This is a genomic window from Nonomuraea composti, assembly GCF_012034275.1.
In the GTDB taxonomy this organism is placed as follows: Bacteria; Actinomycetota; Actinomycetes; order Streptosporangiales; family Streptosporangiaceae; genus Nonomuraea; species Nonomuraea composti.
Genome location: NZ_JAATEP010000045.1, coordinates 30964 through 53001 on the forward strand (window position 1 = coordinate 30964; position 22038 = coordinate 53001).

The 22038-nt window shown below is 74.0% G+C and carries 18 protein-coding genes; 8 read left to right on the forward strand and 10 right to left on the reverse strand.

What is annotated here, in order from left to right; genetic code table 11:
* Window positions 1-6: 6 nt before the first annotated feature.
* The gene (locus HCN51_RS42810; RefSeq protein WP_240973834.1) at window positions 7-2934 is read right to left on the reverse strand and encodes a pyridoxamine 5'-phosphate oxidase family protein; all 2928 of its coding nucleotides are present in this window, start codon (window positions 2932-2934) and stop codon (window positions 7-9) included.
* The gene (locus tag HCN51_RS42815) at window positions 2931-3680 is read right to left on the reverse strand and encodes an HAD family hydrolase (protein WP_168017728.1); all 750 of its coding nucleotides are present in this window, start codon (window positions 3678-3680) and stop codon (window positions 2931-2933) included. The genes HCN51_RS42810 and HCN51_RS42815 overlap by 4 nt, the downstream gene beginning before the upstream one ends.
* Window positions 3681-3847: 167 nt before the next feature.
* Here HCN51_RS42815 and HCN51_RS42820 point away from each other — a divergent pair, with 167 nt between their 5' ends.
* The 4 genes from HCN51_RS42820 to HCN51_RS42835 all read left to right on the forward strand — a co-directional run bounded on the left by HCN51_RS42820 (window position 3848) and on the right by HCN51_RS42835 (window position 7346).
* Entirely contained in the window at window positions 3848-4717 is an 870-nt protein-coding gene (locus HCN51_RS42820) for a hypothetical protein (RefSeq protein ID WP_168017729.1), read from the forward strand.
* 67 nt (window positions 4718-4784) lie between these two features.
* Window positions 4785-5684: a LysR family transcriptional regulator gene (locus HCN51_RS42825; protein ID WP_168017730.1), complete on the forward strand. Its 900-nt coding sequence runs from the start codon at window positions 4785-4787 to the stop codon at window positions 5682-5684.
* A 41-nt stretch (window positions 5685-5725) separates the two neighbouring features.
* The gene (locus tag HCN51_RS42830) at window positions 5726-6313 is read left to right on the forward strand and encodes a TetR family transcriptional regulator (protein ID WP_168017731.1); all 588 of its coding nucleotides are present in this window, start codon (window positions 5726-5728) and stop codon (window positions 6311-6313) included.
* Window positions 6314-6440: 127 nt separating this feature from the next.
* A complete protein-coding gene (locus HCN51_RS42835) occupies window positions 6441-7346 on the forward strand; it encodes an ABC transporter permease (protein ID WP_168017732.1) in 906 nt (301 codons plus the stop codon).
* Window positions 7347-7398: 52 nt separating this feature from the next.
* Here the strand turns inward: HCN51_RS42835 and HCN51_RS42840 are convergent, their stop codons facing one another.
* The 7 genes from HCN51_RS42840 to HCN51_RS42870 all read right to left on the reverse strand — a co-directional run bounded on the left by HCN51_RS42840 (window position 7399) and on the right by HCN51_RS42870 (window position 16040).
* Window positions 7399-8433, reverse strand: coding sequence for a C45 family autoproteolytic acyltransferase/hydrolase (locus tag HCN51_RS42840; protein ID WP_168017733.1), 1035 nt, complete (start codon window positions 8431-8433; stop codon window positions 7399-7401).
* Between the two features lie 69 nt (window positions 8434-8502).
* Window positions 8503-9471, reverse strand: a complete 969-nt coding sequence (locus HCN51_RS42845; RefSeq protein ID WP_168017734.1) for an SDR family oxidoreductase — start codon at window positions 9469-9471, stop codon at window positions 8503-8505.
* A gap of 381 nt (window positions 9472-9852) precedes the next feature.
* Window positions 9853-11664, reverse strand: a complete 1812-nt coding sequence (locus HCN51_RS42850; protein ID WP_346433999.1) for an alpha/beta fold hydrolase — start codon at window positions 11662-11664, stop codon at window positions 9853-9855.
* A gap of 65 nt (window positions 11665-11729) precedes the next feature.
* Window positions 11730-13517, reverse strand: coding sequence for an N-acetylglutaminylglutamine amidotransferase (locus HCN51_RS42855; protein ID WP_168017736.1), 1788 nt, complete (start codon window positions 13515-13517; stop codon window positions 11730-11732).
* A gap of 10 nt (window positions 13518-13527) precedes the next feature.
* Window positions 13528-14673, reverse strand: coding sequence for a carboxylate-amine ligase (locus tag HCN51_RS42860; protein WP_346434000.1), 1146 nt, complete (start codon window positions 14671-14673; stop codon window positions 13528-13530).
* A 95-nt stretch (window positions 14674-14768) separates the two neighbouring features.
* Window positions 14769-15392, reverse strand: coding sequence for a hemerythrin domain-containing protein (locus HCN51_RS42865; RefSeq protein ID WP_168017737.1), 624 nt, complete (start codon window positions 15390-15392; stop codon window positions 14769-14771).
* A gap of 66 nt (window positions 15393-15458) precedes the next feature.
* On the reverse strand, window positions 15459-16040 hold the full coding sequence (locus HCN51_RS42870; protein ID WP_230466091.1) for a hemerythrin domain-containing protein: 582 nt from the start codon (window positions 16038-16040) through the stop codon (window positions 15459-15461).
* Window positions 16041-16274: 234 nt separating this feature from the next.
* On the opposite strand from HCN51_RS42870, the gene HCN51_RS42875 reads away from it, so the two are divergent.
* A complete protein-coding gene (locus HCN51_RS42875) occupies window positions 16275-16583 on the forward strand; it encodes a hypothetical protein (protein WP_080037966.1) in 309 nt (102 codons plus the stop codon).
* An 85-nt stretch (window positions 16584-16668) separates the two neighbouring features.
* Window positions 16669-17967 carry a cytochrome P450 gene (locus HCN51_RS42880; RefSeq protein ID WP_240973835.1) on the forward strand — a complete coding sequence of 433 codons (1299 nt, stop codon included), beginning with the start codon at window positions 16669-16671 and terminating at the stop codon, window positions 17965-17967.
* Window positions 17968-17997: 30 nt separating this feature from the next.
* On the opposite strand, the gene HCN51_RS42885 is transcribed toward HCN51_RS42880, so the two are convergent.
* Window positions 17998-19443, reverse strand: coding sequence for a glycoside hydrolase (locus HCN51_RS42885; protein ID WP_168017738.1), 1446 nt, complete (start codon window positions 19441-19443; stop codon window positions 17998-18000).
* Window positions 19444-19617: 174 nt separating this feature from the next.
* Here HCN51_RS42885 and HCN51_RS42890 point away from each other — a divergent pair, with 174 nt between their 5' ends.
* Together HCN51_RS42890 and HCN51_RS42895 are read left to right on the forward strand one after the other, a co-directional pair.
* On the forward strand, window positions 19618-20625 hold the full coding sequence (locus HCN51_RS42890; protein WP_168017739.1) for a substrate-binding domain-containing protein: 1008 nt from the start codon (window positions 19618-19620) through the stop codon (window positions 20623-20625).
* A gap of 101 nt (window positions 20626-20726) precedes the next feature.
* Window positions 20727-21983: a glycoside hydrolase family 30 protein gene (locus HCN51_RS42895; RefSeq protein ID WP_240973836.1), complete on the forward strand. Its 1257-nt coding sequence runs from the start codon at window positions 20727-20729 to the stop codon at window positions 21981-21983.
* Window positions 21984-22038 lie beyond the last annotated feature (55 nt).

Here is a 22038-nt window from a genome sequence, read left to right on the forward strand (position 1 = left end):
CGGCCGTCACATGCCGTGGATGCGGCGGCCCGTGATCTGCTGGGGGACGATGCGGATGTAGAGCTGCCGCTCGCCCCCGGCCCACGGCGTGACGCCCGAGCCGGTCACGCCGGCCACCTCCTCCGGCGGCACGTGATGGGCGGGCCCCTGCACCAGCACGCTCCACCCCTCCCGGTTGGTCTCGTCGATGTTGTCGATCTGGAAGGCGATCTTGATGTCGACGCCTTCCAGCCCGGTACGCAGGTCCTTGTCCATCGCGCCGCCCGCGGCCGTGCGGAAGACGATCGCGCCCTCGTGCACCTTGTAGTTGACCGGCAGCACCGTGGGCCCGTGCGAGCCGTTGAACGCCACCCGCCCGATCCCGCCGGGCGCGATCAGCCGCCGGCACTCCGCCTCGTCCAGCGTCTCCAGCTTCGGGTGCGCCATCGCGGGGCCGCGCCCGCGCGGCCGGTCCTGGCCGCCGCCCAGCAGGTCCTCCACCGTCGTCCGCAACGCGTCGGCCAGCCGGTAGAGCGCCCCCGTGTCGGGCGTGTCGGCGTTCTCCTCCAGGTACTTCAGGTAGCCCGGCGACATGTCCGCGTGCTCGGCGACCTGCTCGCGGGTCAGCCCCAGCCGCTCGCGGTGATGGATGATGCGCCGGCCGAGATCCCCGGTGCCTGCCATGATGACCTCTCCTCTGCCATAGGTTCGGCGGGCGGTGCCGTTCAGCCGCGCCTCGTGATGGTCGGCGTCGATGAAGATCTGCCGCCCCCGGTAGCGGATCGGCATCGACACCAGCCCCAGCTCGTCGGGCATCAGCGGGTCCAGCCGCAGCCCGTCCCCGCGCAGCTCCAGGCCGAGGTAGCAGCGTTGCAGCAGGTCGAGCGTGCCGCCCATGGCGCCCAGGTGGACGCCCTCCGCCGTGGTGCCGCCCTGCACGTCCTTGATGTCGCTGTAGAGGGCCTCGATGAAGAACCGCCACGACTGCGCCCGGTTCGAGCGGGCCAGCACCCAGGCGTGCACGACGGCGCTGAGCGTCGAGCCGTGGCTGGTGCGCCGCAGGTAGTAGGAGACGGTTCGGGAGATCAGGTCCGGATCGGCCGGATAACCGAGCCGCCGCAGGATGCCGAGCAGCTCGTCGCCGGTCAGCAGGTAGCAGAGCATGAGCGTGTCGGCCTGCTTGGACGCCTTGTACCGGTTGACGTCGTCGCCGTCGGCCTCCAGCGCCCGGTCGAGGCGGCGCACGCCCGCGTAGCGGCCCCAGTCGAGCTCCAGCAGGTCGGCGTACCCGGTGAACTGGCTGATCACGCCGTCGTGGAAGTCGACCCGCAGGCGGCGGCCGACCTCGTCCCAGCGGGCCAGCTCGGCGGCCGGCGGCGCCAGGTCGGGCACCAGCGCGGCCGTCTCGCGGGCGCGCGCCATCAGCCACGACGTCATGACGTTGGTGTAGGCGTTGTTGTCCAGCCCGGCCGTGGCGGCGCCCGGGTAGGCGTCGTGGTACTCGTCCGGGCCCATGACGCCGCGGATCTCGTAGCGGTCGCCGGCGGGCACGGCCAGCGAGGCGAAGAACCTGGCGATGTCGAGCAGCAGCTCGGCGCACCACGGCGGCATCGAGCCGGTGGCCAGGTAGTGGTGCCACACGTTGTAGGCGATGGCCAGGCCGACGTGCCGCTGCAACCGCGAGCGGTCCGGCAGCCAGCGGCCGGAGGCCGGGTTGAGGTGCAGGGTCTGCGTCTCCTCCCGGCCGTCGCTGCCGCTCTGCCACGGGAACATCGCGCCCTCGTGGCCGGCCTCCCTGGCCGCGTCCCGCGCCTCCGGCAGCCGCCGCCAGCGGTAGCGCAGCAGCCCGCGCGAGATCTGCGGCAGCCGCAGGTCCAGCCACGGCTGCACGAACAGCTCGTCCCAGAACACGTGCCCCCGGTACGCCTCCCCGTGCAGCCCCCGCGCCGGGACGCCCGCGTCGAGGTCGGCGGTGTGCGGCGACAGCGTCTGCAGCAGGTGGAAGATGTGCAGGTGCACGACCCGCGACAGCTCGGGGCCGTCCACGTCGAGCCGGGCCCGCCGCCACAGCCGCTCCCACGCCGCCTCGTGCCGCGCCAGCAGTTCCTCGAACGGCGGCGCCCGGCGCACGTGCCGCAGCGCCGACGAGCGCGGGTCGTGGCTGGCCGGATCGCGCGAGGACGTCAGCGCCACCACCTTCGTGAAGTCGACCGGCACGCCCTCGGCCAGGTCGAGCACGTGCTCGGAGGTGATGTGACCCGGGTGGAGCACCGGTTTCGCGGGGGCGCCGGTGTCGATCCTGGCGGCCAGCGCCACGACGACGTGCGAGCAGCGCGTGCTCGCCGTCAGCCACGCCAGGTCGTCCTCCGAGCCGGTCGCGTGCCCGGTGAGGTGGTCGCCGCGCAGGTCGCGGTAGCGGGCCACCCCCTCGTTGCGCACCCGGCCCTCCAGGGTGGCGCGCACACGCAGCGGGCCGGACCAGTTCTCGGCGGTGAACGTGGTGCGCATCGCCGCCAGGTACGGGTCCGCCATCGACACCAGGCGGCTCTGGCGTACCCGCAGGACCCGGCCCTCGCCGTCGCGCACGCGCAGCTCCCGCACCAGCACGCCGCGCCGCAGGTCCAGGACGTGCCGGTAGAGCGGCAGGTCGGCCTGCTCGGGGCGGAACCAGTCCGAGCGGGGCATGGCGAACGTCAGCGGCAGCCAGTCGGGCAGGTTGACGATGTCCTCGTTCGTCACCGTGTGCCCGGACACCACCGAGTCGAGGCGGTCGTAGCAGCCCGCCAGGTACGTGCCCGGCGTGCGCGGATGCCCGTCCGGGGTGGCGCCGCGCGTGGCGAAGCGGCCGTTGCCGAGCGTGCACAGCGCCTCGCGCAGCCCCTCGCCCTCCGGCTGGAAACCCTCGTAGACCAGCGTCCACGCATCCTCAGACGGAGGTGCGGGCGGCGGGCTCATCGCCGGCCCACCGGCACGCGGCCCGTCACGTCGGCCTCCGCCAGGTCGGAGACGACCGCGCCGGCGCCGGCCGCCAGCATCGCGGCGGCCTGCGTGCCGCTCCTGTCCACGGCCACCACCTGCCCGAACCCACCCCGCCGGCCCGCCTCCACGCCCGGCAGCGCGTCCTCCACGATCGCCACCTCGCGCGGCGGCAGCTCCAGCCGCCGCGCCGCCTCCAGGAACAGCGCGGGATCCGGCTTGCCCGGCAACCCCAGCCGGGCCGCGTCGTCACCGTCCACGAGCACGTCGAACAGGTGCAGCAGCCCCGCCGACGACACCACCGCCCGGCAGTGCCTGCTCGCCGACACCACCCCCGTACGGCAGCCGCGCCGCCGCAGCTCGTGCAGCAGCGCGACCGTCGAGGGGAAGGCGGCCACGCCGTGCCGCCGGATCTGCTCCACGAACAACGCGTCCTTCGCCAGCCCCAGCCCGTGCACCGTCGGCGCGCCCGGCTCGTCGTCCGGGCCGCCCTCGGGCAGCGTGATGCCGCGCGAGGCCAGGAACGTGCGCACGCCGTCGAGGCGCGGCCGGCCGTCCACGTGGGCGAGATAGTCGGCGCGGATGTCGAAGGGCGCCGAGCGCCCGCGCAGGAAGGCGTCGAAGACGTGCTTCCACGCCGCGGCGTGCACCCGGGCCGTGTCGGTGACCACGCCGTCGGTGTCGAAGACGACGGCGCGCAAACCGGTCAGATCGAAGGTGGCCATGCAGGGACGCTACCCGCGTACGTGCTGACCAGCCATGGTCCTTGGACCTCAGGGCACGGGACCTCCGGCCCGCCTCACGGGAAGCGGGAGCGCGCAGTGGGTAAACCTCTCACCAGGCCGCGCCACGTGAATCCCCGTTCCCACCGCCATGGCAGGAGGCGCCCCGGATGAGAGCGTTGACCGCAGGATCGTTGTCGTTGCTGGCCGTGCTGGGGGTGGGTGTGGCCGGCTGCGGCGACGCCGGGCCGCCGCGTTCCCAGGGCACCGCCACGCTCAGCCCCGCACCCGCCCCGACCCCGCCCGCCCCGGACACGCCCGTTTCGACCAGCCCGGCTCCGGAGGCGACCGATCCCGCCACGGAACCGCCCGCCTCGCCCTCGGCTTCCGCGAGCACGGGGCCGCCTGGAGCGGGGGATGCCCTGGTCGCCGGCCGCTACCAGCCGCTGTGGCCGTTCTCCAGCCCGGAGGAGGTCGCGGCCTGGCAGCGCGAGTACCGGGCGGGCGGCCACCAGCCGTGGCACCTCGACGCGCGCGGCACCGCGATCGCCTTCAGCCGCGACTTCCTCGGCTTCTCCGGCATCGACCGCGCCGTCAAGACCGTCACGGACGGCGCGCACGCGCGCGTCCACGTCGGCTTCGGCGCCGAGGGCGTCGCCGACCCGCCGGTCGCGGCCGTCGTGCACCTCGTCCGCTACGGCTTCGGCCAGGACGCCCCCTGGGAGGTCGTCGGCACCGACGACACCACGCTCTCCCTGACCAGACCCGCCTACGGGGCCGCGGTCCGCTCCCCGGTGACCGTCGGCGGGCGGGCCACCGGCGTGGACGAGAGCATCAGGATCCAGGTCCGCCACCCCGGCTCCGGCCCGCCGGTGGGGCAGCGGTGCTGCGTCAGCGCGGGCGGCCAGAACGCGCCCTGGTCGGCGTCGGTCACGTTCAGGCGGCAGCCGGGGCGGACGCTGACCATCGTCGCCTCGACCGGCGGCCACGTGGCGAAGGTCGAGCGGTTCGCGGTGACGGGCGTGACCTCACCGCCCTGACCTCACCCGCCCTGACCTCACCCGGCCTGACCTCACCCGGCCTGACCTGGCCCTAGCATGGGTGGGCATGGAGCTGCGGCAGCTTGAGTACTTCGTGGCCGTCGCCGAGGAGGCCGGCTTCACCCGGGCCGCCGAGCGGCTGCACGTGGCCCAGCCCGGCGTCAGCGCGCAGATCCGGCAGCTGGAGCGGGAGCTGGGCGAGCCGCTGTTCGACCGGTCGGGGCGGGTGGTGCGGCTGACCGCGGTGGGGGAGGCCGTGCTGCCGTACGCGCGGGCCGCGCTGGCGGCGGTGTCCGGGATGCGGATGGTCGCCGACGAGTTCAGCGGGCTGCTGCGGGGCCGCGTCGTGATGGGCGCCGTGTCCACGCCGTCCGTGCTCGACCTGCCGGGGATGCTGGCCGGCTTCCACGAGCGGCATCCGGCGGTGGAGATCTCGCTCGTGGAGTCCGACCCGGGGCGGCTGCTCGACGGCGTCGTCACCGGGCGGATCGACCTCGCCCTGCTCGGCCTCGGCGCGCCGCTGCCGCCGGGGCTGGAGGTGCGGGTCGTCGTGGACCAGGAGCTGGTGGCGGCCATGCACCCCGCGCACGAGCTGGCCGGGGCGGGGCCCATCGAGGTGGCGGAGCTGAAGGGGCTGCCGCTGATCAGCATGCCGCCCGGCACGGGGCTGCGCACGGCGCTGGAGGAGATGTGCGCGCGGGCGGGGTTCGCGCCGCACGTGACGTTCGAGGCCAGCGAGCCGTACGTGCTGTGGCAGCTCGCCGCGCGCGGCCTCGGCGTGGCCGTCCTGCCCGAGTCGGCGGTCGCGGCGCCGGCGTCCGAGCTGCGCGTGCTGACCTTCACCGGGCCCGGCCTGCGAGGCCGGATGGGCCTGGTGTGGCGGGGCGGCGGCGAGCTCAGCCCCGCCGCCAGGGCGTTCGTCGAGCACGCCCGCGGCCACCTGCCCGACCTCGGGCCGGACTGCTAGTTTACGAACGAGCATTCACTAATCGTCGGGGGGACACGATCATGGGCAGGCCCCGCACCACCAGCGACGAGGCCATCCTCGGTGCGACCGCCCGCGCCATCGGGCGGCACGGCCCGCAGGGCCTCACGCTGGCCGCCGTCGCCCAGGAGGCCGGGCTGTCCCCGGCCACGCTCGTGCAGCGGTTCGGCTCCAAGCGCGGCCTGCTGCTCGCCTTCGCCGCGCACGCCGCCGGCGCCGCCGCCGAGCCGTTCCAACGCGCCCGTCAGGAGCACCGCTCACCCCTGGCCGCCCTCCAGGCCGCGCTCGTCCACCTGTCGGAAGGCGTGTCCACGCCGGAGGAGCTGTCCGGCAGCCTCGGGTTCCTGCAGCTCGACCTGACCGACCCCGACTTCCGCGCGCACGCGGCCGAACACGCCCGCCGCACCCGCGACGAGATCGCCGCCCTGCTCGCCGACGCCGTGGCCGCCGGGGAGCTGCGCGGCGACGCGCAGGCGGGCCCGCTGGCCAGGGCGGTGCAGACCGCCTACAACGGCACCCTCATCCTGTGGGCGCTGACCGGTGACGGCCCGCTCCCCGGCGCGATGCGCGCCGCCCTCGCCCAGACGCTGCGCCCGTACCTCGCCGGATGAGTTCTCGACTCCGCGACGCTCCGGGCCAAGACTGGACCGACGGCCCCCGCCGCGAGGCATGATCGTTACCGCAGGACCCATGGCCACCGGGCCGACGGCACGGTGGCCGCAACGCTTCGAGGTGCTCATGACCCAAGTGGAAGACCCCGCGCCGCAGCCCCGGTCGCAGGCGCAGTCTCTGGCGGAGCTGGCCCGCAGGTACGGGCTCAGGCCCGCCATCGCGCGTCCCCGATTCCCCGTCTACCTGCGCCAGCTCTGGCAGCGGCGGCACTTCGTGCTGACGTACGCGACCTCCCGCAACGTCTCCAAGTACTCCGGCTCGGCCCTGGGCCAGCTCTGGCAGGTGCTCACCCCGCTGCTGAACGCGGCCATCTACTACGTGATGTTCGGCCTCATCCTCGGCGGCAGCAAGAACATCCACAACTATCCCGCGTTCCTGCTCACCGGCATGTTCGTCTTCACCTACACCCAGCGCACCGTCACCGCCGGAGCCAAGTCGATCTCCGGCAACCTGTCGCTGATCCGCGCCCTGCACTTCCCCCGGGCGTCACTGCCGCTGGCGTACACGATCCAGGAGCTGCAGCAGCTCGTCATCTCCATGGGCGTGCTGCTCGTCATCGTGCTCCTCACGCACGAGCCGCTGACGCTGTTCTGGCTGATGATCCCGATCGTGCTGGTGCTGCAGACCATGTTCAACATCGGCGCGGGGCTGGTGCTGGCCAGGCTCGGTGCGTCACTGCGGGACCTCAACCAGCTCCTGCCGTTCATCATGCGGACGTGGCTGTACGCCTCCGGCGTGTTCTTCGCCATCCACGACAAGGTCGTCAACAGCGCCGGGCTGCCCGAATGGGTGGCCACCGTCATGTACCTGAACCCGGCGGCCTCCTACATCGAATGGATGCGCGACATCCTCATCGCGGGCCACACCCCGCCGCAGCTGGTGTGGATGTCGTGCGTCGTGTGGGCGGTCGTCGCGCTCGCCGCCGGCTTCTGGTACTTCTGGCGCGCCGAGGACCGCTACGGACGCGGCTGACCCCGGCGCTCAGACGGCTCGCGGGCGGTACGGGCGCGGCTGACCCCGGCGCTCAGACGGTACGCCAGCCCGGCTCCACCCACCCCGCGACTTCGGGCAGCCCCAGCCGGAAGCGGGCCCGCGGCGCCTGGCCGAGCCGGTAGGAGACCGAGCCGAACGTCCGGATCGGCCACTCCGGGACGCCCGGCACGCAGATCGGCACCGTGTCGTCCGTCAGCAGCTCCTCGGCCTCGGCCGCCGACCCCTCCGCCCGCCAGGCGGCGTCGAGGAAGCTCAGCCGGGCCTGCGAATCCCGGACGCTGCCCCGTTCCCGCAGCTCCCGCAGCGCGCCCTCGTCCAGATCCGCGCTGGCCAGGGCATGGTTCGTGTGCACCAGGCGGCCCTCCCGCAGCGGGACGGGCACCGCGCCGCCCGCCGAGCACTCCAGGCTCTCGATGCCGCCACCGTCGCCGACCGCGTAGTGCTGGCCGCTGGCATGCGGCACGCCCCGCACGAATGCCGCCGCCCCGGCCCGGTCACGGTGCGCCAGCGCGCCGCGGATCACGGCGGCCACCGGCAGCCCGTGCGGGTCACCGTTCAGCATGCCCAGCGTGTTCACGCACACCGCGACGCCCGCCGCGTTCACGCCGGTCAGCGCCAGCATCCCGGCGGAGGTCAGCACGAGCTGCTCGGGAGCGTCGCGCGGGCGCAGGCGCAGGACCAGCTGCGAGCCGTCCATGAACGCCGGCAGATCCATGTTCTGCGCCAGCCGGGAGCCCGAGCCGCCCCGGCAGGCCCCCACGACGCTGCAACCATGCCGGCGCAGGTGCCGGCGGCGCATCCACCACGCCTCGTCCATCCAGTTGTAGGCCACCACGTCCGCGAACGGCACCCCGGCGCCCTCCGCGATGCCGCGCAGCTCGTCCGCCAGCCCCGGCAGCAGCCGCCGGACGGTGCCCAGCAGCGGCGAGCCGGTGACCAGCTCCGCCGTCGAGCGGGCCGTCGACTCCCGCCACACCTCCAGTGCCCGCCGCACCTTCGCCCGCGCCTGCTCACCGTGCGCCCGCCCCATGTCGAGGTGGGTGCCCGCGCACTCGATCACCGTCATCGCGACCCGCCCGGGTACGCCCTCGCCATCGTCTCCTCCATCACCGGCAACCCGCCAGGCGGTCCAAGATCAGCGCAGCACGCGCCGCGCCGCCGCGATCGTGCCGACGACGGCCGCGGCGGTCAGGGCGCGGCGGACGACGGTCTTCCGCTTGCCGTGCCAGCCGCCCGCCACCGTGCCCGGCCCCTCGCCCGGCCGGAACAGGTTTCCCGGCGTGTCGGGCGCCGGCTCCTTGCGCGACAGGTGCGTACGGTCCACCTGCACCGCCATCATCCGCTCCGTCAGCCCGGGAGCGAGCCTCGACTGCGCGACCAGGTTACGCCCCATGCCGCCCACCACCACCTCGCGGCGCGGCCGGCGCACGAGGCCGACGACGGCGCGGGCGACCCGCTCGGCCGGATACACCGGCGGCATCGCCACGACCCTCCGCCCGGTGTGGTTGGCCGCGTGCTGGAACAGCGGCGTGTCGATCGTGGCCGGCAGGACCGTGCACACCTTCACCCCGCGCACCCCGTCCAGCCGCAGCTCCTGCCGCAGGCTCGCGCCGAGCGCCCGGACCGCGTGCTTCGACATCCCGTACGCGTGCGCGTACGGCTGCGCCACCACGCCCACGATCGACGCCACGTTCACCAGCACGCCCTCGCCCCGCTGCCGCAGGTGGGGCAGGGCGGCGCGGGCCCCGTGCACGTACCCCATGACGTTGACGTCCAGCACCCGGCGGAACTCGTCGAGCGGCACCTCCCCGAACGGCCCGAACAGCGTGACGGCCGCACAGTTGACCCACACGTCGACGCGCCCGAACCGGGCCACCGCCTGCCGGGCGAGCTCCTCGACGGCGTCCGCGTCCGTGACGTCGGTGGGGACGGCCAGTGCCCGCCCGCCTCGGCGCTCGCACTCCAGCGCCGCCTCCTCCAGCGCCTCCCGCCGCCGGGCCGCCAGCACCACCGCGGCCCCCTTGGCGGCGAACGCCAGCGCCGTGGCCCTCCCAATCCCGCTGGACGCCCCCGTGATCACCACGACCTTGTCGTTGACTCTCATGGGCAGCGACACCTACCCACCGCCCCCCGCCTAAACGACCACCCCTCAGGAGGGTGGCGTCGGGGCGAGCAGGAGGTCGCTCTCGCCCGCTCGCCCGCCGTCCGACCGGACCCGCCGGCACCACCGCGCCACCTCATGCTCCGGCTCGCGCGCCGGGAGAGGGCGGTGCCGCGCGCCGGCGGGCCCTGGGGGCGGGCGGCTTCGGGGCAGGACGCCGTGCAGGTCGGCGGCGATGTCCCGGGCGATGACCGGTGGCGGGCTGATGTCATGGTGCGAAGGCCCCTCATCTCCTGGAGGGCGGCCTGCCCGCTGTGCGGGGCGAGCGGGGCCGACCTGGACGCCGGGCGGTGCGAGCACGGTCCGGCGTGGGCGGCGGGTGTCTCAGGGACGGAGGTGGCCGGACAACCAGCCCACCACCTTGGTCACGAAGCTGATGCGGTTGGCGACCTGCCGGATCTCGTGGCCCTCGTCGTGGAAGATGAGGTGGTCGCAGGGGATGCCGAGGGCGGTGGCCGCCTTGATCACCTGCTCGGCCTCGTACAGGGGCACGTTGGTGTCCTGGGCGCCGTGGACGACCAGGAGGGGCACGGCCAGCCGGTCGAGGGCGCGCAGCGGGGACAGGGCGCGCAGCAGGTCCCGGTCGGTCTCCGGGTGGCCGTACTCGCCGACCGCGGCCGCCGCGATCCACGGCTCCGAGCGGGCGTAGAAGGTCTCGAAGTCGGCGATGCCGCTGACGCTCACGCCGGCCCGGAACAGGCGCGGGTGGGTGACGAGCGTGGCGAGGGTGAGGTAGCCGCCGTACGACCAGCCCATGCAGGCCAGCCGGGACGGGTCGGCCGCGCCGAGGCGGACCAGCGCGGCGGCGCAGTCGGCCACGTCGTCGACGGCGTGGAAGCGCAGCTCGCGGTCGTCGGCCTGGCGGAAGGCGCGGCCGTACCCGCCGGAGCCGCGCACGTTCGGGGCGAGCACGCCGATCCCGGCGGCCAGCAGGTTCTGGTAGAGGGGGTTGAAGGCGGGCCGCTCCTGGTCCTCGGGGCCGCCGTGCAGGAACACCACGAACGGCGCCGGCCCGCGCACGTGCGGCGGCCGGTAGAGCCAGGCGGCCAGGTCGAGGCCGTCGCGGGCGTGCAGGTGCACCAGCTCGGCGCCGGCCGCCGTGGGCAGCGGGCCGGCGCCGGCGGCGTGCCGGTAGCCGCCCCGGTCCAGGTCGCACAGCAGCACGTGGGACGGCTCCCGCGGGCTCTGCGCGGCCAGCGCGGCCAGGGTGCCGTCCCAGCCGATCCTGACCGAGGTGACCAGGTCGGCCGGCGGCGGCGGGAGGTGCCGCAGCTCGCCGCGTTCCAGCTCCATGACGTCCAGCTCGGAGCGGCCGTGCACGTTCCACAGCAGCAGCGCGCGGCGGCCGTCGGCGCTGAGCGCGAGCCGGTCCAGCTCCGCGTCTGGCCGTTCCGCCAGGACGACGGCCTCGGCGCCGTTCCGCACGGCGAGCAGCGCGGCCCGGTCACGGCCGGCGTCCGAGACGAGGTAGGCGATGTCCCCGCCGGGGGAGAGCGCTCCCGCGTCGGTGGTGCCGGGCAGGCCGGGCAGCAGCGGGCGTTCGCCGCTCGGCAGGTGCGCGCCCAGCGCCTCGGCGCGCAGGTCGGCCACGAACATGCGCCGCCGGCCGCGCGCGCCCCGCCGCAGCAGCATCGTCGCGTGGTCCCGGCTGATGGCCACCGGCCGCAGCAGCCTGCCGGACGCGATGACCTGTCGGCCGCCCGTGACCGCGTCGATGAGCACGGCCTGGGTCAGGCCGGTGGACGACGTCTCGGCGACCAGCAGCGTCTCGCCCCGGCCCGTCCAGCGGATCAGCGCGGCCGAGCCGCCCTCCGGGGCCGACAGCAGCCGCAGGTCGCCGCCGTGCGGCTGGACCGTCCACACCTGCGTGTGCTCGCCGCCGCCCGGCGCCACGAGCACCGCCAGGTGCGTCCCGGTCGGCGCCCAGCTCACGTCCACCGCCGGCTGCGGGCCGGTGTCCACGACCCACGCCTCGTCGGCGCCCCGGAGCGGCTGGATCCACACCCGGGGAGAGCCGCCGTGGTCGCTGACGAACGCCACCGCGCCGTTGTCGGGGGCCAGCGCGGGCGCCAGGCAGCTCCACGCGGTCAGGCTCTCGGCGGCGGGCAGGTGCGGCAGCCCGCCGAGCAGGTGCACCCTCCCATCAGGGTGCGGCGGGCCACCGGCCAGGCCCGGTGTCACGCTTTCCGTCGCAGGTCGCATCACACGCCGTGGGTCTGCAGCCACAGCTCGAGCAGCCCGAGCTGCCACAGCGTGTTCACGCCGGTCGTCGCCCGGTCCTGCTCGGGGTCGGCGAGCAGCCGGTCCACGTAGTCCTGGCGGAACAGGCCACGCTCGCGGGCGGCCCGGCTGGTGAGCGCGTCCCGGACGAGATCGAGCAGGGCCCCGTCCACGTGCCGGACGGCGGGGACGGGGAAGTAGCCCTTGGGCCGGTCGATGACCTGGGCGGGCAGCAGCCGCCGCACGGCGTCCTTGAGCACGCCCTTGCCGCCGTGGGCCAGCTTGAGCTCGGCGGGGCAGGCGGCGGCCAGCTCGACCAGGTCGTGGTCGAGGAACGGGGTGCGCGCCTCCAGCCCGTGGGCCATCGTCATGTTGTCGACCCGCTTGACCGGGTCGTCCACGAGCATGGCGGTGGTCTCCAGGCGCAGCACGGCGTCCAGCGCGGTGTCGGCGCCCGGCCGGGCCAGGTGGGCGCGGACGAAGTCGCCGCTGGCGTCGTGCGCCGGCAGGAGCCCGGGTGACACGATCGCGGCCAGCCCGTCGTGGGGGCGGTCGAAGAACGCGCGCGCGTAGATGTCGGCGGCCTGCTCGCGCGGCGCGCCCGCCAGCGGCGGGAACCAGCTGTACCCGGCGAACACCTCGTCGGCCCCCTGCCCCGACTGCACGACCTTGACGTGCCGGGCGACCTCCTGCGACAGCAGGTAGAACGCCACGCAGTCGTGGCTGACCATCGGCTCGCTCATTGCCCGCACCGCGTCCTGCAGCCCGTCCAGCAGGCGGGCGTCGGGGATGCGGATGCGGTGGTGGTCGGTGCCGAACCGCCGGGCGACCAGGTCGGAGTAGGCGAACTCGTCGCCCTGCTCGCCGCCGGCCGCCTCGAAGCCGATGCTGAACGTGGCCAGGTCCTCCTGCCCCTGCTCGGCCAGGAGGGCCACGATGAGGCTGGAGTCGAGGCCGCCGGACAGCAGGACGCCGACCGGCACGTCGGCGACCATCCGGCGGCGCACCGCCACGCGCAGCGCTTCGAGCACGGCCTGACGCCACTCCTCGGCGCTGAGACCGGCGTGCTCGGGCAGGGCGCCCCGCGTGTGGGAGGGCTCCCAGTAGCGGTGCTCGGTGGCGGTGCCGTCGGCCTCGATGACCCGTACGGTGGCGGGCGGCAGCTTGCGCACCCCGTTGAGAATCGTGCGCTCGCCGGGCACCAGCGAGTGGAAGGTCATGTAGTGGTGCAGCGCCACCGGGTCGATGCCGGTGTCGACGTCGCCGGCCGCCAGCAGGGCGGGCAGCGTGGAGGCGAAGCGCAGCCGGCGGCCGTCGCCGGCCAGGTACATCGGCTTGATGCCGAGCCGGTCCCGGCCCAGGATGAGCCGCCCGGTGTCCCGCTCGTGGACGGCGAAGGCGAACATACCCTTGAACCGCTCCACGCAGGCGGGCCCCCACCGGTGGAACGCCTTCACCAGCACCTCCGTGTCGGAGGTGGAGAAGAACCGGTAGCCCGCGCCGCGCAGCTCCTCCCGCAGCTCGCCGTAGTTGTAAAGGCAGCCGTTGAACACCACCGCCAGCCCCAGCTCGCCGTCCACCATCGGCTGGGCCGCCTTCTCCGACAGGTCGATGATCTTCAACCTGCGGTGCCCCAGCGCGACCGGACCCTGCGACCACAGGCCGCAGCCGTCCGGGCCGCGCTCGTGCATCGCCTCCGTCATCCGGCCGACGGCCCCGATGTCGGCCGCGGTGCCGTCGAAACGTACCTCTCCGCTCAGTCCGCACATCCCGGCCTCCTCAGGACGCCGACCGGTACGCCGGGGGGTCGCCCGCCGGCCGGTCCCACTCGCAGGCCCTGGTCTCGCTCAGGAGCAGGTCCACCACGTCCGCCAGCCGGCCCCGCCGGGCGAACGCGCGCCGCTGCCGCTGCGCGGAGCTGCCCGTGGCCAGCACCTCCCCGGCCAGCTCCGAGACGAGCTCCCAGTCGCCCGCCTCCTCCAGCTGCGGCCGCAGGCCCTCCAACATGCGCCGGACCACCACGGGCGCCGGCCGTGGCAGGCCGCCCACCGGGTCGATCAGCTCCCCTTCCAGCCCCGAGCGCGCCGCCTGCCAGGTGGCCGCGCGTACCGCCTCAAGATGCACGTCCCGCTCCACGCCCTGCCGCACCGCCTCCAGCTCCCTGGCCACCAGCGCGCGGAACACCCCGGCGATCAGCACGATCTCCTGCACGCGCGGGCAGGAGTCACAGATGCGCAGCTCGACCGTCGGCACGTGCTGCGACGGCCGGATGTCGAAGTAGAGCATCCCCGGATCGGTGATCACGCCCGACCGGATGAGCTCCCTGATCATTTCCTCGTACTCGGCGGCCGACTCGTACTTGGCGATCGGGCCGGCCGTGGGCCAGCGCTGCCACACCAGGCTGCGGAAGCTGGCGTACCCCGTGTCCTCGCCGTCCCAGTACGGCGAGCTCGCCGACAACGCCAGCAACGGCGGCAGCCACGGCGTCAGCCGGTGCGCCACCGCCACGGCCACGTCCGGATCGGGCACCTCCGCGTGCACATGCGTGCCGCAGATCAGCTGCTCGCGCGTGAGCTGCTGGTAGTCGTTCAGCATCTGCTCGTAGCGCGGCTCCGGCGAGACCTTCACCTCGGCCATCTCCACCAGCGGCGCGCTGCCCGCCGCGCTGATCCCCAGCCCCACCTCGTCGGCCTGGCGGATCAGCCGACCGCGCAGCTCGCACAGGTCACGCGCCAGCTCCTCCAGCCGCGTCCACGGCCTGCTGTTGGACTCCACCGTCGAGCGCTGCAGCTCCTGCGCGAAGCTGGCCTCAGGCAGCGCCTCCAGCAGCAGATCGGCCCGCGCGGCCAGCCGGCGCGTGCCGACGTCGACGATGTGGAACTCCTCCTCCACTCCCACCCTGATCGATTTCTCTTCTCCCTCCACGACCATCACCCCCGGCTCATACGATTCATGCAGGGTTGTCTACTCCCCCGAGATCGGCCTCATGCACGTCATGATTTTGTGGGCCGGGTAACGCTTCAGCCACGGGCCTTTGCCAGCGCTTTCTCCAGCTCGTTCTTGGTCATGCGCGACCGCCCGGGAATGTCGGCCTTGCGCGCCCGCTCGTACAGCTCCGTCTTGGTGAGCGTCGGGGCGGGCGCGCCGGCTCGCGTCTTCGTGCGACGGCCGCCGCCGGAGGCGGCCGCCCGGCCCTTCTTCGAGGCGGCCCCGTCCTTCTTCGGGACGGTCAGCGCGCGCAGCTCCTGCTGCCGCCGTTGCTGGAACGCCTTGCCCAGCTCGCGCAGCCGCCGGCCGTCCACGGTGCGGGCCAGCAGCGGCAGGAGGGTGCTCTCCTCCTCCTGCACGTGGTGGCTCACCGAGGCGGCCAGCAGCGCGTGCGCGCCGGCGAACTCCGCGCTGCCCGGCTCGGCCCGCCTCAGGCTGTCGAGCAGCACCTCGGCCTCCTTGTGCTCCTCCAGGCCGTGGTGGGCGTCGAGGCAGGGATAGACCACGTCCTCCTCCGCCCGGGCGTGGGCGGTGAGCAGGGCGTGCAGGGCGGCCACGATGGCGCGCCGGTCGCCCTTGCCGGAGGTCAGCCGGGCGAACAGCTCCTCGACCTTGCGGTGGTCGGCGGTGATGAGGGTGATGACGTCGTCTGCCATGGCGGCTCGCTACCCTGTCGCCTTGACCTCAAGCCCGGCCGCTGCTTCCCGGTGCCGGCCGGGGCGTCAGGGCTTCTTGCCCATGGCCTGGCGGATGACGTCGCGGGCGCGGTCCATCATCGCGATGGGGGTGCCCATCAGCACGTTCTTGGTGGCCGACTCCGTGCCGGGGTGCGGGTGCGTGGGCGCCATCGCCTCGGCGGCCTTGACGCCGGCCGCCATCGTGCGGCGCTCGGCGTCGCTGGTCTGGCCGCGCAGCTTCGTGAACTCGTAGCGCTCCTCGCTGCGGGCGTGCGCCTCCACGGCGGCGCGCAGCATCAGGAGGTTCTGCATGAAGTCGGGGGCGTCAGGGCCGGCCTCGTCCATCCGCGACAGCAGCTCCTTGGCCTCCCGCTCCTCGGCCAGACGGTCGTCCACCACCCCGTCGCCGCCGTCGATCGCGTGCCGGGCGTACGGGTGGACGATCTCTTCCTCCGCCGTCTCGTGCACGGCCAGCAGCCGCACCAGCCGGGTGAACGCCTCCGCGCGCGCCTCGCCGGCCGGGGCCTGCTCGACCTCGTCGAACAGGTTCCTGATCATGCCGTGCTGGGCCAGCAGCAGGTCGATGACGTCCGTCTCGCCCATCGTCTCCGGGGCCGTCCTGGTCATGACGTTCCTCTCCTTCTTCGCGTACGCGCGTGGCCTACCCGGCAGGACCCGGGCCACGCCTGGACAGGTGAAGGCCGGTCGAGCTCCTTACCGAATCCGTCCCCGATCCCGGCCCGTCCCCGGCCCGATCCCCACCGTCCCCGCCGTCCCCGCCGTTTGCCGGGGCGGCCGGCGGGCAGCCGCGCAGGCACGACCGCTCAACACGACCGCTCAACACGACGGAGGAGAACGCAGATGGGCAGGACGCGGGGCGAGCCGTCGGTCGCCGCCTCCGGGCAGTGGCGCGACGAGCAGGGCGTACGGCGCCCGTCGGGCGAGGCGCACGCCTGGCTCCCCGGGACGAACCAGACACTGTGCGGGGTGCCGCTCAGTCGCGCCGGCCTGCTCCGCTTCCACCACGTGGCCTGGCCCGAGGTGTTCCCGGAGTCGGGCGGGGCGGCCGAGCACGTCGGCGAGGTGTGCCGCCGCTGCGTCGCCGCGTCGGGCCACCGCTCCCACCGTGGCTGGAGCCCCCGCTGGACCCGCCACTCCCCACGCCCCTGACGGCGGACGCCGGCTGGTGCGCCCCAGCCCGCGACGGCGGCTGCCCGCCGTTTCCCCCGCGGGCTCAAGGGCAGGGACGGACCTCATGCTGATGCTGGACGACACGCTGTTCCTGCTGCTCGACGGTTATGCCTGGCTGCCCGGCCTGCGGCGGCGCGCCGGAGGCGAGGTGGTGCGCACGCGGCTGATGGGCCGGCGCGCGGTGGGCCTGCGCGGCCCGGACGCCGCCCGCTTCTTCTACGACGACGACCACGTCCACCGCCGCACGGCGCTGCCCGAGCCGGTCACGAGCACGCTGGTGGGGCACGGGGCGGTGCACACCTTGGACGGCGCCGCGCACCGCGCCCGCAAGGCCATGTTCATGCCCCTGCTGACCGGCGACGGCGTCGGCACTCTGGTGGAGCACACCGTCACCGCCTGGGACGAGGCGGTGGCCCGGTGGGGCGACGGGCGGCCGGTCGTCCTGTTCGACGAGACCGCCCGGGTGCTGGCCAGGAGCGTGTGCCGGTGGGCGGGCATCCCGCTCGACGAGGCCGACGTCCCGTCCCTGGCCGCCGACCTGACGGCCATGGTCGACGGCTTCGGCAGCGGCGGTCCCAGGAACGTGCGGGGCCGCCTGGCCCGCAGGCGCCGCGAGGCGTGGCTGACCGCGTTGGTGCAGCGATTCCGCGACGGCATGGCCGCCGCGCCGCACCAGGCCGGCACGCCGGACGGCTCGGCGTTCGCGCCGGACGGCTCGGCGTTCACCGCCGTCGTCGCGCACCGCGACGCCGACGGCGAGCCGCTGGACGCCCACACGGCGGCCGTCGAGCTGCTCAACATCATCCGCCCGACCGTGGCGGTCACCTGGTACGTGGCCTTCGCCGCCCACGCCCTGCACCGCTGGCCCCGCCACCGCCAGGCACTCCGTGACGGCGACGCCGCCTACGCCGAGGCGTTCGCGCAGGAGGTGCGGCGCTTCTACCCGTTCGCCCCGTTCGTCGGCGGCCGGGCGGTCCGCGACCTGTCCTGGGCGGGCGAGCGCATCCCCGAGGGCAGCCTGGTGCTGCTCGACATCTACGGCCAGAACCACGACCCCGGCCTGTGGGACGACCCGTACACCTTCGACCCGGGGCGCTTCGTCGGCCGCGAGCCGGGCCCGTACGAGCTGATCCCGCAGGGCGGCGGCGACGCGCGCACCGGCCACCGCTGCCCTGGCGAGGGCATCACGCTCGCCCTGCTGCGCACCCTGGCGGCCCGGCTCGCCGCGCTGGACTACGACGTCCCCGACCAGGACCTGACCATCTCCCTGCGGCGCATCCCGACGCGCCCGGCGAGCGGCTTCCTCCTGACCGGCGCCCGCCCGGCGGTCACCCGCCCGCAGGAGCGCGCCCTGCACCGGTGACCCCGTGGGAGGCCCGTGAGCCGCCGGGGATCAGTCGTGCTGCGGGTGGTCGCTGACCAGCGTGGTGAGCGATCGCGGCGCGAGGGTGACGGAGGTGTGGGGGCCTCGCCGGGAGACCAGCGACTGGTCCCGCTCAAGGTTGTGGCCGGAGTCCGTCAGGTAGGCGTCGGGCCGCTTCAGGTCGACGGTGGTGGTCACGGGCTCGGTGGAGGTGTTGAGCAGCTCGACCACTTCGGTGCCGTCCGTGTTGCGGTACGCGGAGACCTTCAGCCCGCCGGCGGCCCCGTCGACACCGAGGCGGACGGCGCCGGGCCGGATGAAGCGGCTGTAGGCGGCGAAGGCGTAGAGCCGCGACGAGACGCGGTAGGCGTCGGCGGCGTCGTCGATCTGGATCAGCGCGGCGGTCTTCCCCCGGGACCCGCCGAGCCAGTAGACGAACGCGGTGCTGCCGGACAGGGCCAGGGTGTCGTGGATGCGCTCGGCGACGTTGATGCCGTCGGTGACCTTACCGCTGTCCGTGCCGCTGTCCGTGTCGCTGTCCGTGCTGCTGTCCCACGCCTCGTTCCAGCCGTCGGCGACGCTGGACGGCGCCCATTCCGACATCCAGGTGCGCTTGGAGGTGGGCAGCGGGAAGTCGGCGCCGCTGGCGTAGCCGTGGCCGGACATGATGTCGAGGTGCTCGCGGGCCTCGGGGTCGTTCTCGATGGCCTGGGCGTAGGCCTCGGAGTTCTTCCAGCCGATCGACTCGCAGCACACCACGTTGAGTCCGGCCTGGTCGGCGTAGGGGCCGAGCACCTTGACGAACTCGGCGGCCTGGGCCGGGGTGAAGCGCATGGAGGCGTAGCCGGTGGTCCAGTCGGGCTCGTTCAGGAAGGCGAGGTCGGAGATCCGGATGCCTTCCCGCTCGTAGAACTTGGCGTACTGGACCAGGTAGCGGGCGTAGGCCGCGCGCCAGTCGCCGCCGGCGCAGGTGGCGCCTTGCAGGCCGCACAGGGAGCCGCCGTTGATGTCGGTCCCGTTGGTCTTCATGTAGCCGGGGGCGCTCCAGGCGTCGGCGTAGAACCGCTCGACGCCGCGCCGCCGGGCCTCCTTGGAGAACCAGACCTGGCCGCCGTCCCAGCCGTCCCAGGTGTACTTCGGCGGGGCGTCGGGGCCGCCCGGGTCCGCCGGCTGGATGGACAGCATGGAGTCGTAGACGTTCGTGGCCGAGGAGCCGATGCCGAGGCGCAGGATGCTGGGCGCGGCGCCCTTGCGGCGGTCGAGGAGGAGGTCGAGCACCTCCGCCTGCTTGGCGGGGGAGAGGTTGTGCACGAGCGTGGCGCGCTGGAACGCGGTGGAGTAGCCGAACCCGTCGATGGTCTGGTGCGTCTGTGACCGCTGGATGTCGAGCTGCGGCTTGGGTGCGGCGCCGGCGGCGGGACCGGTCAGGGCGATGGCGGGCACGAGTGCCGCCGCGACGGTGAGGGATCGAAGCACCCTCTGCTCCTCTGGTCTGTGCGGGGGGTGGGGACGGCCGGAGGCCGCCGGACGCTAAGTTATCGATCACTTTTGCGTTCCGAGGCAGACTAGTGATCGATCACATCTGCGTCAATGCCCCGGTGAGCGGGGGAGCGGCTAGGCTGTGACGCGCGGAGCGAGGGAAGGGGTCACGTGGACGAGGTCGAGACGCCGCGCCTCACCATCCATGAGGTGGCCCGGCTCGCGGGGGTCTCCCACCAGACCGTGTCCCGATACTTCCGGCACAACGAGACCCTGAAACCGGCCACTCGCGCGAAGATCGACTCGGTCGTCCAGCAGTTCAACTACCGCCCCAACCTCGTCGCCCGCTCCATGCGCACCCGCCGCACCAACCGGCTGGCCATCACCCTGCCCGTCTCCAGCTACCAGTGGCCCGTGCGCCTGCTGCGGGCCGCCTCCGCCACCGCCCACGAGGAGGGCTTCCAGCTGGAGGTCGTCAGCGTCGAGGGCGACCCGCGCGCCAGGGCGGAGCGGGTGCTGGAGCTGGCCGCGTCGGGGCATGTCGAGGGCATCCTGTCGCTGACGCCGATGGAGATCGACCCCGCCGCCTCGCCGGTGCCCGTCGTCGTCACCGGCGACTACGACGACAAGCTGCGCGGCGTCAACGAGCTCGCCGACGCCTCCCCCGTCCGGGAGATCGTCGAGTATCTCGCCTCGCTCGGCCACCGCGTCTTCTTCCACATCGCGGGCGCGCAGAGCTGGGCCTCCGCCCGCAACCGCAAGCTCGTCTACGAGGAGACGGTCGAGCGCCTCGGGCTCACCTCCTACGGCGTCGCCCTCGGCGACTGGAGCCCCCAGTCCGGCTACGACGCCGTGCGCGGCCTGCCCGACGGGTGCGGCGTCACCGCGATCGTCGCCGGCAACGACCACGTGGCCATGGGCGCCGTGCGGGGCGCGCTGTCGCGCGGCTGGCGGGTGCCCGGCGACGTCAGCGTGTTCGGCTGGGACGACGAGGAGCTGGGGCGCTTCGCCACCCCCTCGCTGTCGACCGTGGCCGTCGACCGCGAGGTGCAGGGCCGGGAGGCGATGGCCAGGCTCATCGCGGCCGTACGCGGCGAGCCCGCCCCGCCGCCGCCCGAACGCTCGATCAACCGGGTCATCGTGCGCGAGTCGGCCGGCCCGCCGCCCCGCCGGGCATGACCGTTGAGCCCGACGGCGCTGATGTGCTAACTCTATGGCGCCATGGACCCTACCCGCCCGGAGCTCCAGCGATGAGCGCAACGCGGCCGGCCGCTCCGCGGATGATCACCCTTGATGACCAGGTCCGGCATCAGGAGATCGACGGGTTCGGCATCTCCACCGCCTTCCGGCGCAACGAGCTGCTCAAAACCCTGCCCGAGCAGACGCGCCGCGAGATCCTCGACCTGTGGTTCGACCCCGTCAAGGGGGCCGGGCTGACCATCCTGCGCCTGGGCATCGGCTCGGCGCCGGCCGGCAGCCCGTACGACGACATGGTCTCGATCCAGCCGGAGGACCCGGGCGGCCCCGACGCCCCGCCCCGCTACGTCTGGGACGGCGACGACAACAGCCAGCTCTGGGTGGCCAAGGCGGCGCAGGAGTACGGCGTGAAGCGGTTCTTCGCCGTCGCCTGGAGCGCGCCCGGCTACATGAAGGACAACGGCGACGACAAGAACGGCGGCCGGCTCAAGCCCGAATGGCGCCGCGCCTACGCCGACTACCTGGTGCAGTACACGAGGTTCTACCGGCAGGAGGGCATCCGGATCACCGACCTCGCCTTCGCCAACGAGCCCGACTGGACCGCCCCACACCCCTCGATGCGGTTCACGCCGCAGGAGGCCGCCGAGTTCGTCAAGATCCTCGGGCCGCTCGCCTCGGGCGTGCGGCTGGTGTGCTGCGAGTCGCTGGGCTGGAACGAGGCCAGGGCGTACATCGCGGCCATCGCCGCCGATCCCGAGGCCCGCCGCTGGGTGAAGGTCTTCACCGGCCACGGCTACGGCACGCCCGTCGACGCGCCGCTGCCGACCAGGCGGCCCACCTGGATGTCGGAGTGGAACCCGAACGGCAGCACGTGGAACGAGAGCTGGTACGACGGCACCGGCTCCGACGGCTACACGATCGCCTCCGCCGTGCACGACGCGCTCACCTTCGCCAACGTCTCCGGCTACCTCTACTGGCTGGGCGCCTCGAAGGGCAACACCCGGGCGCTGCTGCGGATCGACGAGGAGACGGGGACGTACCGGGTCTCGAAGCGCATGTGGGCGCTGGCCGCCTTCAGCAGGTTCATCCGGCCGGGGGCGGTCAGGATCGGGGCGGCGGGCGCGGTGCCGTCGCTGAAGGTGTGCGCGTTCCGCAACCGCGACGGCTCGCGCGTGGTCGAGGTGCTCAACACCGGCGTGGCGCCGCGCACGTGGGAGGACGTGGACGAGCCGGCCGAGGTGTACCTGACGGACGCGACCGCCTCGCTGGCCCGGGTGCCGATCCTCGACGGGGCGGTGACGTTCCCGCCGCGCGGCCTGACCACGATCGTCCTGCCCTGATCACCTCACCCCGGCCCGCCGGGGCGTGTGCCCCGGCGGCCCGGTGTCGTCAGGC

Excerpts from the sequence above, each read along its gene's own strand:
- HCN51_RS42810 (WP_240973834.1), bottom strand. The coding sequence starts at position 2,934 with ATGAGCCCGCCGCCCGCACCTCCGTCTGAGGATGCGTGGACGCTGGTC.
- HCN51_RS42815 (WP_168017728.1), bottom strand. The coding sequence starts at position 3,680 with ATGGCCACCTTCGATCTGACCGGTTTGCGCGCCGTCGTCTTCGACACC.
- HCN51_RS42820 (WP_168017729.1), top strand. The coding sequence starts at position 3,848 with ATGAGAGCGTTGACCGCAGGATCGTTGTCGTTGCTGGCCGTGCTGGGG.
- HCN51_RS42825 (WP_168017730.1), top strand. The coding sequence starts at position 4,785 with ATGGAGCTGCGGCAGCTTGAGTACTTCGTGGCCGTCGCCGAGGAGGCC.
- HCN51_RS42830 (WP_168017731.1), top strand. The coding sequence starts at position 5,726 with ATGGGCAGGCCCCGCACCACCAGCGACGAGGCCATCCTCGGTGCGACC.
- HCN51_RS42835 (WP_168017732.1), top strand. The coding sequence starts at position 6,441 with ATGACCCAAGTGGAAGACCCCGCGCCGCAGCCCCGGTCGCAGGCGCAG.
- HCN51_RS42840 (WP_168017733.1), bottom strand. The coding sequence starts at position 8,433 with ATGACGGTGATCGAGTGCGCGGGCACCCACCTCGACATGGGGCGGGCG.
- HCN51_RS42845 (WP_168017734.1), bottom strand. The coding sequence starts at position 9,471 with ATGAGAGTCAACGACAAGGTCGTGGTGATCACGGGGGCGTCCAGCGGG.
- HCN51_RS42855 (WP_168017736.1), bottom strand. The coding sequence starts at position 13,517 with ATGTGCGGACTGAGCGGAGAGGTACGTTTCGACGGCACCGCGGCCGAC.
- HCN51_RS42865 (WP_168017737.1), bottom strand. The coding sequence starts at position 15,392 with ATGGCAGACGACGTCATCACCCTCATCACCGCCGACCACCGCAAGGTC.
- HCN51_RS42870 (WP_230466091.1), bottom strand. The coding sequence starts at position 16,040 with ATGACCAGGACGGCCCCGGAGACGATGGGCGAGACGGACGTCATCGAC.
- HCN51_RS42875 (WP_080037966.1), top strand. The coding sequence starts at position 16,275 with ATGGGCAGGACGCGGGGCGAGCCGTCGGTCGCCGCCTCCGGGCAGTGG.
- HCN51_RS42880 (WP_240973835.1), top strand. The coding sequence starts at position 16,669 with ATGCTGATGCTGGACGACACGCTGTTCCTGCTGCTCGACGGTTATGCC.
- HCN51_RS42895 (WP_240973836.1), top strand. The coding sequence starts at position 20,727 with ATGATCACCCTTGATGACCAGGTCCGGCATCAGGAGATCGACGGGTTC.